12 protein-coding genes are annotated in these 14,060 nt (G+C 50.6%); 2 read left to right on the top strand and 10 right to left on the bottom strand.

Annotated features, from left to right (window positions below):
• Positions 1-273: 273 nt before the first annotated feature.
• From BSZ32_RS06420 to BSZ32_RS06390, 6 genes are all read right to left on the bottom strand, one after another.
• On the bottom strand, positions 274-1,167 hold the full coding sequence (locus BSZ32_RS06420; RefSeq protein WP_105042674.1) for a carboxylesterase family protein: 894 nt from the start codon (positions 1,165-1,167) through the stop codon (positions 274-276).
• 133 nt (positions 1,168-1,300) lie between these two features.
• The gene (locus tag BSZ32_RS06415; protein ID WP_105042673.1) at positions 1,301-2,101 is read right to left on the bottom strand and encodes a carbohydrate-binding protein; all 801 of its coding nucleotides are present in this window, start codon (positions 2,099-2,101) and stop codon (positions 1,301-1,303) included.
• 9 nt (positions 2,102-2,110) lie between these two features.
• Positions 2,111-3,445, bottom strand: a complete 1,335-nt coding sequence (locus BSZ32_RS06410; RefSeq protein ID WP_105042672.1) for a hypothetical protein — start codon at positions 3,443-3,445, stop codon at positions 2,111-2,113.
• 920 nt (positions 3,446-4,365) lie between these two features.
• Positions 4,366-5,769 (bottom strand): sulfatase, encoded by a 1,404-nt coding sequence (locus BSZ32_RS06400; RefSeq protein WP_165788691.1) that lies wholly within the window; start codon positions 5,767-5,769, stop codon positions 4,366-4,368.
• A gap of 8 nt (positions 5,770-5,777) precedes the next feature.
• Positions 5,778-7,556, bottom strand: coding sequence for a sulfatase (locus BSZ32_RS06395; RefSeq protein WP_105042669.1), 1,779 nt, complete (start codon positions 7,554-7,556; stop codon positions 5,778-5,780).
• A gap of 39 nt (positions 7,557-7,595) precedes the next feature.
• A complete protein-coding gene (locus BSZ32_RS06390; protein ID WP_105042668.1) occupies positions 7,596-8,102 on the bottom strand; it encodes a hypothetical protein in 507 nt (168 codons plus the stop codon).
• Between the two features lie 168 nt (positions 8,103-8,270).
• On the opposite strand from BSZ32_RS06390, the gene BSZ32_RS06385 reads away from it, so the two are divergent.
• Both BSZ32_RS06385 and BSZ32_RS06380 read left to right on the top strand, forming a co-directional pair.
• Entirely contained in the window at positions 8,271-8,453 is a 183-nt protein-coding gene (locus tag BSZ32_RS06385; RefSeq protein ID WP_105042667.1) for a hypothetical protein, read from the top strand.
• A gap of 70 nt (positions 8,454-8,523) precedes the next feature.
• Positions 8,524-8,952, top strand: a complete 429-nt coding sequence (locus tag BSZ32_RS06380; protein ID WP_105042666.1) for a hypothetical protein — start codon at positions 8,524-8,526, stop codon at positions 8,950-8,952.
• Positions 8,953-9,251: 299 nt separating this feature from the next.
• Here BSZ32_RS06380 and BSZ32_RS06375 read toward each other — a convergent pair whose 3' ends face one another.
• From BSZ32_RS06375 to BSZ32_RS06365, 4 genes are all read right to left on the bottom strand, one after another.
• A complete protein-coding gene (locus BSZ32_RS06375) occupies positions 9,252-10,724 on the bottom strand; it encodes a sulfatase (RefSeq protein WP_165788689.1) in 1,473 nt (490 codons plus the stop codon).
• A 10-nt stretch (positions 10,725-10,734) separates the two neighbouring features.
• Positions 10,735-12,039 carry a hypothetical protein gene (locus BSZ32_RS18305; protein WP_129589625.1) on the bottom strand — a complete coding sequence of 435 codons (1,305 nt, stop codon included), beginning with the start codon at positions 12,037-12,039 and terminating at the stop codon, positions 10,735-10,737.
• A gap of 25 nt (positions 12,040-12,064) precedes the next feature.
• Positions 12,065-12,439 (bottom strand): glycosyl hydrolase family 28-related protein, encoded by a 375-nt coding sequence (locus BSZ32_RS06370; protein ID WP_206018740.1) that lies wholly within the window; start codon positions 12,437-12,439, stop codon positions 12,065-12,067.
• Positions 12,440-12,532: 93 nt separating this feature from the next.
• Positions 12,533-14,060 (bottom strand): sulfatase family protein (locus BSZ32_RS06365; RefSeq protein WP_206018739.1); only part of this gene is annotated, 1,528 nt, incomplete at its 5' end.

Below are 14,060 nucleotides of genomic sequence, written 5' to 3'. Positions count from 1 at the left end.
ACAAGCGAGATCACGCCAGCCGAGGTCGTCGACGTGGATGATCACGACATTGTCGGTCGGCGCTGCTGCGGCGACTGGAGATACACAAGTTACTGCTAACATTGCGGTGCATGATGCGGTTAGGCTGGCGATTTTCAGATAGATTCTACGATTCATAAGATGGTTATATACTGTTAGGAATTTGCTTTTTGGGTGAGATGGTCGGAGGGGCTTTCATGGGGTGATAAGGGAGTTGATCGTGATGTTTTTAAGCGAGGTTTTCTACACCGTTCATCATTGCGACCGTTTCTGGGCGAAAAGCCACTCCCACACGTCGCTGGTCTTATCGCATTTGTCGCTGCTGTAATGGGTGATGAAGCCCTTTTTGATAGAATCGCCTTTGTATTGAAAGGCGTGGGAATCAGCACCATGCGTCACTCCTTTGAGCACTGTGTACTTCATATTGCCATTGACGGCTTTGAGTTTGTCAAAGGCTTCTTGTGTGAGTGCTGTGCTGACAGTCGTGTCTCTATCACCGTGAAAGGCCCAAATAGGAACGTGAGCGAATTTCTTAGCATCAAAAGGAGGAAAGAGTCCGCCGGCACTGGGGATGGCGGCGGCGAAGCGATTTGGAGCCCAGCCGAGAGACGTCCATGTGCCAAAGCCTCCCAGAGAATGTCCGAGAACATAAACACGGTCAGCATCGACTTGGCCACTTGCAACCATCTGATCAATGAGGTTGAAGACTTGGTCAAGGTTGCCCTGTGTCGATAGTTTGTTTTCGATCAATTGTGCTCTGAGCTTATCCCAGGCGGGAGAAAAATCCTCGGCCTTTAAATTGGGCCAGGGCTTAGGCATACGCCAACTGCCTTCAACCACTTGAGGCGCCAAGACATAGCAGGGGTATTTGCGGCGTAGGCTTTCTTCAGCGAGCAGGCCATTCCAACGTCTGAGATTCTTTATGTTCTTAGTCCCTCGCCCCCCCGCTCCATGCAAGGACAGAATAAGCGGGTATTTCATTTCCGTATTGTCCTTCAAATCGATGGGGCTCATCAAACGGTAATTGAGTTTGCCGAAGGTTTTAGCTTCGTAAAGTTTACCTACATCAGGCTTTCCCGCAGCAAGTGCAGCATTGGTAAGCAGCGGCAGTTGCGCGACCAGAATCGTGATGATAAGAAGATATTTCATGGAATAATATGGCTTTTGAATACTGCGATTGCTAATTGCTAGGAATTTGCTTTTTGGGTGAGGTGGTAGGAGTTGAGGTGATAAAGGGGTTGTGGCTTGAGTTCCCTCCTACAAAAGGTGTGTCCTGGAGTTTTCACATTGGAGAAAGCGTGAATTGCTTTATTGAGAGCCCGTTGCTTCGGGCATAACCTGAAAAATCAAGAGTATTAGCTCCTTTTTTCAGTTCCAGGACAACAGGTTTGCAAATATCCCACTTACCAAGAGTATATGGAATACGCATTTCAAGGGGAGGAGAATTATTGACAGACAACATCAATTTAACAGCATTATGTAGGGTAACTACCTTTGCTGACAATTGATACTTCCCCTCTTTCTGGAGATTTACTGTATACTTAAATTGAGACAATTCTTTTCCCTGGCGGGGAACGTGAAGCTGCATTCCTTTATCATGACTTTTCATCAATAGGATCTTCCCAGAATCCACGTATGCAAGTGCAGGGATAGTAAATATTCCCTCTTTGCTGACTACAATTTTTTGATCACCTACAGGGATTTTTACATCAGGTTTTGGCTCTGGTTTTGAGTTGGAATCTGATGCGTGTTTGCCAACAATAACTCGCCTTTGCTCAGAAGCCAGTGACTCCCAGAAACCTCCGCTTCCCGGAAGTCTTTTATCTGCCTTTTCCTCGTCTAATACTTCTGCAATCCATTGAGCTCGGAGAACTTTTTTATACTCGTCGGGTTTTTCCCGGGCTTGTGTATCAAGTAGGAATACCTCTCCACACCATTGATCATCTGCAATATGCCCATGATTCAAATGAGGCCCCAGGCTCGATGTCCAACCTTTAGGAGACCACTGGCACACCCAAGTATGACCATAACATACGCTTGCGGTAAGAATCGCCCCTATAATTATAAATAATTGTTTTTTCATGTTCTTCTCCTATTTTTTTCCTTTTTCAAGGGGGCTTTTGGCTCCTCCCTCTTCGACGCGCAACGCCGGGATTCCGAATGCCCTGGCAGTGCTTCTGGCAATCCATGCCCGAATGTGACATATTCCCCCTTTATCAATTGCTTGCTGAATCTTTGAAACTTTCCCTGAATTATCCCATTTATGACGGCTGTAAGCAACATCGGTCTTGATGATGCCAGAGTAAAACCAACGGGAATCTGAATCACCCAGCATATCAGGACGGTAGTTGCAAATCGTTGTCCGCAACCACGCCAAAGTTTCGTTGGATTCAGGGTCGCTTGCAATCCAACGACATTCCCATGCACTCATCTCCTTAAAGTTGGGATCTAATTCTCCGGCGAGAAATGCCTTTTCATAATGGAGATACCGTTCAACCGGGTCCACAGGTTTCAGACCCCTTGATAAAAATGTTCCGTATCCCTGTTTGTATGGCACTGTCATTTCAAGGCTTATTCCCAATGCCAAATTTTGAAGGATTCCGGGTTGGCCAGCCTGTTTGGAAACCTTTCGAATATCTGTGTAGATCTTCATCGCTTTGCCATATTTGGCCTCTTTGGCACCGCCGGCGGAGAGCATCGTTAACATCAGCTTTTCATCAGAGAGCAACTTCTCTACAAGCTTCTCATTCTCTTCTCCCTTCTGAGAAAAAGCAGCCAGAGAATAAGGAGTTGCCTTTGACAGAACAACGAATTTAGCCAATGTTCCATCAAGGGAATCACTGGAAAGAAGTTCACCCGGATTCAGGTTCTTTGCCGCCTTTTCGAACTCAGTTTGTGCCAGTTCAATAGCTTTCTGAGCTTCTTCCCGTTGTTTGACAAGCTTCGGTTCTTTCTGTTTAGCTTTGTCAAACAAGCCTTGACGTTCCTCCAGTGCTTGCACACCTGCTTTACGGTTCTCCTGCGACTTTGCCAACTCTTTCTCAGCAGCTTCTCGCTCCGCGTCATTTTTTGCATTTTTAAGCATTTCAGTTGCGTTCAAAATCTTTTTGTCGGCACCAGCTATCCATTTGTTTTTTGCGTGATTCACTAAAGATTCAGCCTTTTGAATCTCTTCGAAGCTTTGGTTAATGATTGCCAGAGCAATTCTGGCTTCCTTCGCAGCCTTTCGGGCATTTTGGAAAATCTTTTTCTTCTCCTCATCAACTTTCGGAATTGATTGACGCAGATCGTTTCGCAAATTGTCCATACTTTCACTGTAATTCGACTCCAGCTTCTTGCCGTGATCTGTTAGTTCAACGCGTGCTTCTTTTTTTGCTGCAAACATAATGTTTGTTACTAGCATGAAGCATAAAAGAGTTTTTTTCATAGTATTGCTGGAGGGGGTGTTTTTTTGTGATGTGTTAGGAGTTGAGGTCATGGGGAAAATAGGTGGTTGCGAGGGATAGATGGGGGTGCATTAAAATGGTGAATCGGGTGTAGTGAATGGCCACTCACCGGATCGATCCACCATGGATGAACCGGACATGGGGCGCTGACTCCCCTTGATTCAACACACACAAACCACAAGCGACAAGAATCGCTTTTCATTTTTTTCTTGAAGTCCATAATCTATTTTGGGTAGGTTTACCCATGGCAGATTGGCAACGTCTTACCGCAACCGAGCAGCTCACGGCACACCTCCGCGGCGAGTTGTTGCGCGGGCGATGGACCGGGACGATGCCCGGCGTGCAACGGCTAGCAGCAGAGTTTAGCGTCAATTGTAAGACCGCGGAGACCACGCTGCAGGCGCTCGAGCATTGCTAGGAATTTGCTTTTTGGGCGAGGTGCACGGAGGGGCTGTCTTGGGGTGATAAGGGGGTTGATTAATAAAGAAGAGTTGGCCACAGAGGGCACAAAATTCACAGAGGAGATGATGGCGGTTTGTCTGATTGTATCGGTGAGTATTTTTATGTCTGCTTCCATGATCCTATTTCATCATACGGAATGCCCAGCAGGATATTTGAAAATGTTAGTTTGTCTATTTATGTGAATTATGTGCCTTTTGTGGCCAATATTTCTTCGACTGCTAGGAATTTGCTTTTTGGGTGAGGTGGTCGGAGGGGCTTTCATGAGGAGATAGGGGGTTGATGACTCCTGTTTCTTAGAATTGTAGCTTAGGTGCTGCTGCATCCAATGGCTTTTGGTGAGCAAACGGACGTGCAGTAAAGCAAAAAGGTGCCCGACATGATCTGGTCTACAAATCCGCCAAAGCCGTAGGAGAGTTTCTCCCGCATTGATAGTTTACGTTTACTCATCTGCCTTCCCCTTTTTAAACCACTCTGGGTAGGGGGCCTTGATCATCTGCATTTTTCGGCCGCCGGCCGGGTAGGATACGCCAAAGTTCCTTATTTTTCCCTTGGGGCTGTTTTCCTTCCAGTCCGGGTTCTTAGTCATGCGCTGGGAGGCGGTGTCTTTAAAGTGCTTTTCAAGCAAAGCGGTCAAGCGTTTGGCCTGCTCTGGTTCCTTGGCTGCCAGGTCTGTCCTCTCCCCTTGGTCAGTCCTGAGGTTGAAGAGTTCTGTTTGACCCGTGGCGATGTGACGCAATAACTTCCACTGGCCATCGATTACCGCAGACGATGGGTCGCGGCGGTGGGGGAAATGCCAATACAGGGTTCTTGCTTCAGCCTGCTTACCGTCCAGCACCGGCAGCATGCTGAGCCCGTCCCGGTGGGCATCGGGCTGAGGTTTCAAACCGGCGAGATCGAGGAAGGTGGGAAAGAGATCAGTACTGATAATGGGAGTATTGCTGGTGGCACCGGGCTTGATCCGGCCTGGCCAGCGAACAATGAGGGGAACGAGAATGCCACCTTCGTAGAGATCACCTTTACCCCCTCGATAGGGCTTATTGCTGGTTACGTTGCGTAGCCCACCATTGTCTGAGGTGAAGATTACTACCGTGTTCTTATCCAACCCCAACTTGGATAGGGCGTCGAGGATGGTTCCTGTTGATTCGTCGATATGGGAGACCATACCGGCATAGGTTTTGTTTTTATGCAATCGCCCCGGCTTGACCTTGTCATACAGTGCTTCGTACTTCGGGGGACAGGTCAAGGGAACATGGGGAGCATGGTGCATCAGTGTCAGCATAAAGGGCCGCTTCTGATTCTCCTTGAGAAATGCCAGGGTTTTGGCAGTGAGCGCTTCCACACCTTTGTCTTTGCCGTTCTTGTCGAACGCCTCATCAAAGCCGTAGTTCTTATGAGCGCCCTTCTTAAAGAACTGATCTTCATTACCCAAATGCCATTTGCCGAAGAGCGCTGTTCGGTACCCGGCCTTGCGCAGAGCCTTGGCATAGGTTGGCAAATCAGACGGCAACTCCTTGATGTGATCTGGTGGTACCATTTTCGGGTTTTCATAGAGACGGTCCCAGGGGAGCGCATCAGTCAATTGCACCCGCTGAGGATATCGTCCCGTAAGAATGGATGCTCTGGTGGGCGAGCAGATCGAAGCCGCAGCATAAGCTCGGGTGAAACGCATGCCCTGGGAAGCCAGTTTGTTCAGGCGGGGCGTGCGGTAGTAATCGCTTCCGTAGCAGCCCAGGTCCCGAATACCCAGATCATCGGCCACAATAAAAACGATATTCACCGGCTTCTCTTCAGCCACAGAGATCCCGGCCAGCAGTACCCAGCACAGCAAAGCATTTATTATCATTATCATTCTCATCGACTACCTCTCTTCAGAACGAGTTTGCACGGCGGAATGGTCCAATCATTGATTTCGAAACAGGTAGAACCGCCCTTCCAACCAAAGAGAACGGTTGCGTTTTTACCGGGTTCATCCCAGACTACTTCGACACTGCCATCGGGGTTGGTATTGATGCGAACCCAGTCGTCCCCTTCCAGCACCAGTGCATGGGTATTGCGGGGCTTCCCCTTCTCGTCGAGCAGTTGGATGCGCCGGGAGCCCGCCTTCTTTGCGGAGATCGTGGATGTGGCAAGACGCAGTTTCTGTGGACGGTTTGGTGCCATCTTGGGGCTGCTCCGTCGCCGGCGTGGGCTGCCTTTGAACTCTGTGTTGGGAAGAGGGGTGAGGGCCTGGGTCTTCTTGAGGTGGGCCTCGATCAGCTTGTCCAGTGTCTTGACCTTCTCAGGCAGAAAGCTTGCCAGGTCGATTGACTCATAGGGGTCTCGTTTGAGGTCAAAGAGTTCGTACCCATGAGACGCTGAAGTTTTACCGGCATGGAAATAGCGGATCAGTTTGAAATCCCCGACCCGGACGCTTGAGGATGGGGCACATATGGGGCCAAAGAGATGAGGAAAATCCGTAAAGATAGGCTGGTGCTTCATCGTCTTGCCGGTCAGCAACGGTACAATACTCTGACCATCCAGGGTCACGCCCTTTTTGGGTTGTAGTCCTACGGCCTCCAATACGGTTGGATATATATCGATCGACTGCACCGGCGTGCCACAGACCGAGCCCGCTTTGGCCTTTTGGGGCCACCGTACAATCCAGGGAGCCCGAACACCGCCCTCATAGGTATTGGCCTTGCCACCGCGGAGCGGACGGTTTGAGGTCCAAGTGTTCTCACCGATGGCCTTGTGGGTCACGCCGCCGTTGTCCGAGGTCATGATGATCAGGGTGTTGTCCTTGATCTTTTTATTCTCCGGCTTGTCGAGCCAGTCCAACAACATGCCGATGCTGTTGTCCATGCTCTCGAGCATGGTGGCCATTTCAGGACAGCGCTGGTCGGCCTTGGAGTCACGCAGTTTTTTGTACTTGGGCAGCAGATCCTTTTTGGCAATGATCGGGCCATGGACGGCGTAGTGCCAAAAATTGAGAAAGAAGGGTTTACCTTTGACCGACTGGATCCATTTGATCGACTCTTTCGCCAGTCGCTCATTCAGATACTCGCCTTTGGGCCCCGCCTTCAAGTTGCGGATGGCGTTCTTGTAGGGCGAGTAATAGTCAGGCGGCCCAGGCAGGTGAGCGCCGCCAATGACAAAGTCAAAGCCCTGGTGATCGGCGTAGTGTTGCGGTTTGTGTGCCAGGTGCCATTTTCCGATGTGGGCGGTGGTGTAACCGCCATCCTTCAGCGCCTCGGCCAGGGTATAGATCTCAAGGGGCATATGATTCTTGCTCTCGACCTTTCCGCAATAGGCCTTTTGGACAGGTTTGAGCGCCTTTGGATCCGACACGCTTTTGCGCGTGATGGCCACGGTCATCCGCAGTCGTGCCGGATACTGGCCCGACATAATGCTGGCCCGGGTCGGCGAGCAGAGGGGGCTGGCTGCGTAGGCATCGGTAAAGAGCATGCCTTCCTTGGCCAACCTCGACATGTTCGGCGTCTGGTAGTATTTTGAGCCATAGGTTGAAGAATCCATCCACCCCATATCGTCAACCAGAATCATGATGACATTCGGTTTGTTTTCTGCGGTGTGGGAAACGCCCATAGAGAGTAGGGTGACGCTAAGTAGCAGCATGCTAAGACGATTATTCATAAACTTATTCCTTTTTGGTTTTGTTAGCGTCTCTCCAAATCACGGGATCAACATCAGGGCCCGAACCGCCTTGATCGGCAAGGTGGCCGGCAGTGAAACTTTCTTAATCTTGCCAGTGGACGGGTCAAGCATCTGCACACTCTTTTGCCCCTTGACCTCGACCGAAATATCTTTCTGAAGACGATTCACTAGCAGGTAGACCTGTTTGCCTTTCTGGTGGAAGCGACCGACGGTCAGTGTCTTGGGACCTTGTGAAAAGGTGAGAGCAAATTCTGCTGAGTAGGACTGGGGGACGGCGCCGGCAAGCTGGTTGATCCGAATCGGTTTTGCTCCCGCCATGGCTGCTTTCACAGCCGGGTCACTCTTTTTGTGTTCTGCCTGATCAGGAACCGGATTGCCTCCATAGTACGTGCCCCCGTTAAAAGTGAAGCTCTGCACTTGTCCATTTTCGATAATAAATTCGAATTCAACTCCTGCGCCATAAGGGCAAGTGGAATCCGTTAGAAACATATTCGGCTCTGCGCTTGCGATCAGGTTCCAATCCACGCCAGCGTGCCATTCTGCTCTGTCCCCCTATTTAATCGTGCCATTCTGCTCTGTCCCCCTATTTAATATCCTTATGTTAGAAACGTCTACAAGCTCTACGGTGCCACCGAAAACGTTAAGAATGCCCACTTTCCAAAAGAGAAGCATGACTACGGAGTATCCAAACGCATGGCCGCATATCCGTTTCTGGCAAAACACTTGAAGTTGAATCTCGCGGAAGTCCAAAACGCAGATGGAATCATCGACGAATCATTTGTCACCGTGGAAGAACGGAAAGACATGTTGGTTTTTGGAAAAAACAATCGTTATCCCGAGGATGCAGTTCCAGCCAATACTCCATTGCCAAAATAGTGGATCTACCCCAACACTTTTACACGTCTTTTACAAACGTCTCTACTCACCGTGCTAATCTGTCGTCACTATGAAATACATCGTTACATCGCTCTTGCTGCTCAGTGCCACAATCGCCTTTTCGGGATTCTCTGGATTCCTCACCCAAAAGTCGCAAGATTGGAAGTTCATCCAGTCCGTTGGCGGCATGAAAGTGTCACTCGAGGAGAAGACACTTAACGTTGAGTGCTACGTTTCTGGTTTAAAGAAAGTTACGATCAAACCGACGATGATTAACTCCGCCATGGGAGTCCGAAGAATCAAACACAAGAGGGATGGCAAGACCATCTATCTCACCTTGGTAACCAGTGTCATCGAGAAGGCAATGACGCAGTCCTGCAAGCAACTCGACCTTTCCGCCTACCCTGCCGGAGAGTATTCGGTCCAGTACCGCGATCCCGACGGAACCAAGCACCCATTAGGGAAGATTACGCTCAAGGAACAAAAAAAGGGCGAATAAGCCCCGCCCCTACGCAGCATCCACGTGCCATTCTGCTCTGTCCCCCTATTTCAACATCAGAAAACCATTCAAGCCTTTTCCTTACTACTGCTCTGTCCCCCTATTTACTGCGCAGGGGCGATCCCTCCTCGCTCTCAAGCGCGGCTCGAGAGGACTCTCGCCCTCCAAAAATCGCGGAGGATTCATTGTTTTGAACTCAAGATTCCTTAACCTCCCTCCCATTACGCCAACCCCCACACTGCAGCAGAACAGTGAGAGGATAGGAATGCACCATGGTAGGATTCTGATCGGATTTATGATCATCGTTCTCTTCTCTTTTTGCGAGGTTTCGGTTCTCTTGGCTTCCTGCTGGACACCTCTCCTGGGAGTCGTCCGGTATATCCTTCAGCCTTGTATGGAGTCATCCCTGCTTTGCCGTAGATCCCTGTCAGCCAGGGGACCTGTGTCTTTGTTATCCAGCCAGGGGCCGTGAGGGTGCTGTTCCAAGCGAAGAGCTTCTTTCGCAGTCGCTCCACCGCCTGAGGATTCTTCTTGGCCAAGTCTTTGGTCTCCTTGAAATCATCGGAAAGGTTGTAGAGCTCAAAATTCCCAGGAGGTCCGTTCCGTCCATTGATGGCTCGCACGAGCTTCCAGTCACCCTCCCGAATCGCCATATGCCCCATCCACCGGAAGTAGAGCGGACGCTTGGGAATCGTCTTGGCCTTGCCTGAGAAGAAGGGTAACAGGTCCACCCCATCCAGTTTCTTGGAAACAAGGTCCTTTCTGCCTGCTGCGGCGAGTGCCGTCGGCAGGAGATCAAGACTGCTGACCGGCTCGTCCGACACCTGTCCTTTCTTGATGGTGCCTTTCCACTGCACGATCCACGGCACGCGAATTCCTCCTTCATACAGCGTCCCCTTTTTTCCCTTCAGAGGGTCGTTGCTCCCAACCGTGTGAGGATATTTAGGAGCGAGTTGCGCACCATTGTCGCTGATGAAGAAGACGATGGTGTTCTCCTCGAGCTTATGCTCTGTCAGGGCAGCCATGATCCGGCCCACACTACTGTCGAGCTCACTGATCATACCCGCCAGGATGCGCTTGTTCTTGTCCTTGACGTCCGTGTTCTTGTCCATCCATTTCGAAACAGACCTATACGGAGCGTGCGGGACATGATAGGCGAGGTACATGAAAAATGGTTTATTCCGATTCTTCTTAATATAGTCAACCGCACCGATGGTCAACTTCTCCGTGTTGTGGGTCGAGGTCGCCGTATGATGTTGCCGAGGATAATCCTTGCCATTCAGTTTCGTCGGTGATCCAGGCATGCCCCAGGTCCAGTCGAACCCGCGCTTGCCCGGTTGATACTGGGGGAGCTTCTCGCCCAGGTGCCATTTGCCAAGACCTGCCGTCACGTAGCCCGCCTTCTTCATGTATTGAGGAAAGATATCGATGGTGGTAGACAGTCCAAAGCTCTTGAAGCTGGCGGCGTTCGCCTCCATGGCGAACTTCTGCTGGTACTGGCCCGTCATGATCCCCGCTCTGGACGGACCACACTGGGGTGCCGTCACGTAGCCGCCAGTGAATCGGATCCCGTTCTTTGCCAACCTGTCGATATGTGGTGTCTTCATCAGACGGCTGCCATGCACGCCAACGTCGGCATAGCCTTGGTCATCCGTAAACAGGATGATGACGTTCGGTTTTCGCTTTTCCGCTGCGCTGAGTTCAGAGCAGATCACGTGTGAAAAACAGATGGCGATGGCCAAAAGAAAGACTGACTGTATTGACTTCTTCATTGGATTCCTTTTATCGATGATTCGTGAGTGTCTTATCCAGCGCCCGTACGGCGGCCAGAATTTCATTGGGCGTACCGAAGAGAATGAAGGTCTCGTGCTCCAATGCCTCCAGAACGTTCGGCTTGCCATGCTTGGGTGCGAGCATGCCCGACAACATGAATCGGGTGCGGATCCCAATCTGGTCGGGGATCACGTGGGAGAAGAAGATGAAGTTGCGAATGCTGCGATCCTCCCGATACACTTCCCTGCCCGTCTTTCGGTCAACACCCAGTATAGACTTGCTGTTGTACCTGCTTCGCACTGGGTAATAGAGCGCGATGGCTGGAGAGGTCTTGGGATTCTTCCCTTTGGCCCAGAGCAGGAATTGGCTCTTCAGGACTGAGGGGGTCTTGCTATTCTTAGCTTTCTTCCCCTTCTTTGTCTTCTTCGCAGCAGGAGCGGTCAGGTCGAACTGTTTTTCTTTACCACGACCCTTAACGCTTTCGCGAGTAACACTCTTCCATTTGCCATCCTCATACCACATGGGGGTTGTATAGCCGGTCTTGGTGAAGAGGCGAATGCCATATGCGGTGAAGATAATATTGGAGAGATCCACGTCTGTGGCAGCCTGTTTGCCCCTGAGCCCTGCTGAGATATCAGGCACCCGGCTTCGTTCATCAATGATCGGCTTGCCATCTACCTTCTTCGCCTTCTTACCGAACTGCAGGATCACCTTGGGGTTGCGAGCATAGGTGTACCTGCAATAAAAACGTAGAATGGGAATCTTCCCGCCACCAAGCGCCGTGGCATTCTCATAGACCCCTTCGAAGTCGAATTCACTCCGCAGTTCATCGTCCTGGGTCAGTTTGGATTCATCCAGCCCGTCGGTATCGGTTTTCCCGTTGTCCTTGTACCCCTTGTGGTCATAAACCAGATCCTCATGCTGGGTAAAGTCAAAGACCGGGTCACCATACAGAGGAAGATTGAACTTGGGGATCACCAGGCGTTTCTTGCTGAGAACGAGTGTGACGGGAGCGCCTGCATGGTCATGAAACCCAGCCTGGGTCGGGTTGTAGCGACCGGAATGTAGTTGGTCTCGCAGGGATCCCTGCCAGCCACGACCGTACCGCGGCGACACGATGTTCTTTCCATCGCCCAGATCCAGATAGTTGAGGTAGCCCCCGCCCGTGTCACTGAAGCCGACCGTGATCTTCCCAATCCTCAGCTTGTGGGTCACCACCGTGGGGTCACTCTTCTTGACGATTGGCTTGTTCAGGTTGGACGCTGGCTTTTCCGCACCCACTAGGGATATGCAGAACACAAAGGAAGCAATCATTCCTAGTTTAACTCTTCTCATGTTTCTATTTCCTGTGCTTCCCAGAACGATAAATACCGAAAGCCTTGTTGGCGGGATGTATTTTCAGCATGGACCCTTTACCGTCAACCGTGATATCTTTTGCGTACATAAACATCATGCGTCCATTGTGCTTATTATGTGGAGCCATATAGTAGGTCTTCCCGGACTCCAAATACACAATACACTTTTCACCGACATTATGGGCTGCAGAGATAGCTTTCCGGAGTCCCGGCCCATCATCAGTTTTTCCATCACCCACTGCACCAAAGTCTTTCACATATAGCTTTTCCACAGCAACTGCCTGTAATGTTAACAAACACGAAATCATAATAGATAAAGTAAACATTGTTTTGGATCTAATATGTGTGATTTTTTTCATTATACTGCTAGGAATTTGCTTTTTGGGTGAGGTGGTCGAGAGCATCATGCGAGGAGGAGAAAGGGGGTTGCCGTCGTCTTTTTCATATTCATCTTACTTAAACGGGTTTTGTGAAGGTTTATACTCTGCCGGAAGCGGCACATCCAAATAGTGGTTATAGAAGAACACCTCCTGAATGTTTCCGGTCTCATTTGGAACACCGGGGGGCTGAAGATCCGCCGCCCATTTTTTGGACCTCTGTTCAAGATCGGCCGCAAGTTCCGGGTTTGTTTTTAACAGGTCATGCTTCTCTTCCTGGTCATCCGCCAGATTAAAAAGAAAAGACTGCTGATTGCCCATTTTTAAGAACTTCCAGTCACCCCGACGGGCGGCGGTCTGTCCCCAGAAACGCCAGTAGAGTGTCCGCTCCGAAAGCGGCTTCCGGTCTTTCAGCATCGGAATAAGGTTAACACCATCCAGTTCATCAGACTTGTCGAGTCCAGCCAGCTCGCAGGCGGTCGCCGCCACATCGAGCGAAATCACTGGGGTATCGATGACCTGCCCGCCGGGAATGGTTCCCTTCCAGCGCGCCAAAAACGGAACACGAATTCCGCCTTCGGCCAGCATGCCTTTTTCACCATTGAGCGGCGTGTTTTTCGAGCCGTCCCAGGCACCACCCTTTATTTTCAGACTCAGATCGGTCATATGCAGCTTGAGCGGCGCGCCGTTGTCGCTGATGACAAAGATCAGCGTGTTTTCATCGATCCCGTGCTGATCCAGCCGATCCATGATACGACCGACTCCGTCATCAATCGCGGAAATCATCGCCAGTGCCAGGCGGCGGCGTTCCGGCATCTTGCCGGGGAAGCGATCGAGGTATTTCTTTGACGAAGCCAGCGGCACATGAGGACCGTAATAGGCTAGATAGAGGAAGAAAGGATCCTCACGATGATTATCGATAAACTGCAGTGCGGCTTCGCTCTGGATATCCAACCGGTCATCCATTTCAAAGGTGATTGGCCGAGGCTTATCAAACCGGTTTCCGTCAAAATCGTATGTTGCTGAATAGGATTTAAAATGCCCGAAAAAGGTTTCCTGAAACCCGCGTTCGAAGGGGTAATACTTCAACCGTATTTTTTTATCAATCCGCTGAAAGCGTTCCCGCAGCGGCTCCGGCCCCGGCGCATGCTGGTCGATAAACTCCCGGTCGTTCGCGAAAATTTCCAGGTGCCATTTGCCCACCATACCGGTCACATAGCCGGCCTCCCCCAACCGATCCGCGATGGTTTTCTGGGTAAGCGGCACGCGCCCCTTTCCATTGGTGTCATATCCAAAGCGGCTCTGATAGCGACCGGTCAGCAGCCCTGCCCGCGACGGCCCGCATTGCGGGGCTGTCACGTATCCGTTTGTAAAGCGCACCCCCTCTTTCGCCAGCCGATCCAGATTCGGGGTTTTCACATCGGGCTCCATCCCCATACAGGACAAATCGGCATAGCCATGGTCATCGGTAAAAATAACAATGACATTCGGCTTCTTCACTTCTGCGGCAACCGTCACCATGGACAGCAGCGACCCCGTTACGAATAGATATTTAAAAACGTTTTTCATTACTGCTAGGTATTTGCTTTTTGGGTGAGGTGTT

Source organism: Rubritalea profundi (assembly GCF_002954445.1).
Classification (GTDB): Bacteria; Verrucomicrobiota; Verrucomicrobiia; order Verrucomicrobiales; family Akkermansiaceae; genus Rubritalea; species Rubritalea profundi.
Note: the sequence above shows the minus strand (reverse complement) of the source record. Positions and strands in the feature narration are given on the sequence as shown.

Coding starts and splice junctions, on each gene's coding strand:
- BSZ32_RS06385 (WP_105042667.1), top strand. CDS start 8,271: ATGGCCGCATATCCGTTTCTGGCAAAACACTTGAAGTTGAATCTCGCG.
- BSZ32_RS06410 (WP_105042672.1), bottom strand. CDS start 3,445: ATGAAAAAAACTCTTTTATGCTTCATGCTAGTAACAAACATTATGTTT.
- BSZ32_RS06380 (WP_105042666.1), top strand. CDS start 8,524: ATGAAATACATCGTTACATCGCTCTTGCTGCTCAGTGCCACAATCGCC.
- BSZ32_RS06400 (WP_165788691.1), bottom strand. CDS start 5,769: ATGATAATAAATGCTTTGCTGTGCTGGGTACTGCTGGCCGGGATCTCT.
- BSZ32_RS06375 (WP_165788689.1), bottom strand. CDS start 10,724: ATGAAGAAGTCAATACAGTCAGTCTTTCTTTTGGCCATCGCCATCTGT.
- BSZ32_RS06395 (WP_105042669.1), bottom strand. CDS start 7,556: ATGAATAATCGTCTTAGCATGCTGCTACTTAGCGTCACCCTACTCTCT.
- BSZ32_RS18305 (WP_129589625.1), bottom strand. CDS start 12,039: ATGATTGCTTCCTTTGTGTTCTGCATATCCCTAGTGGGTGCGGAAAAG.
- BSZ32_RS06415 (WP_105042673.1), bottom strand. CDS start 2,101: ATGAAAAAACAATTATTTATAATTATAGGGGCGATTCTTACCGCAAGC.
- BSZ32_RS06420 (WP_105042674.1), bottom strand. CDS start 1,167: ATGAAATATCTTCTTATCATCACGATTCTGGTCGCGCAACTGCCGCTG.
- BSZ32_RS06370 (WP_206018740.1), bottom strand. CDS start 12,439: ATGAAAAAAATCACACATATTAGATCCAAAACAATGTTTACTTTATCT.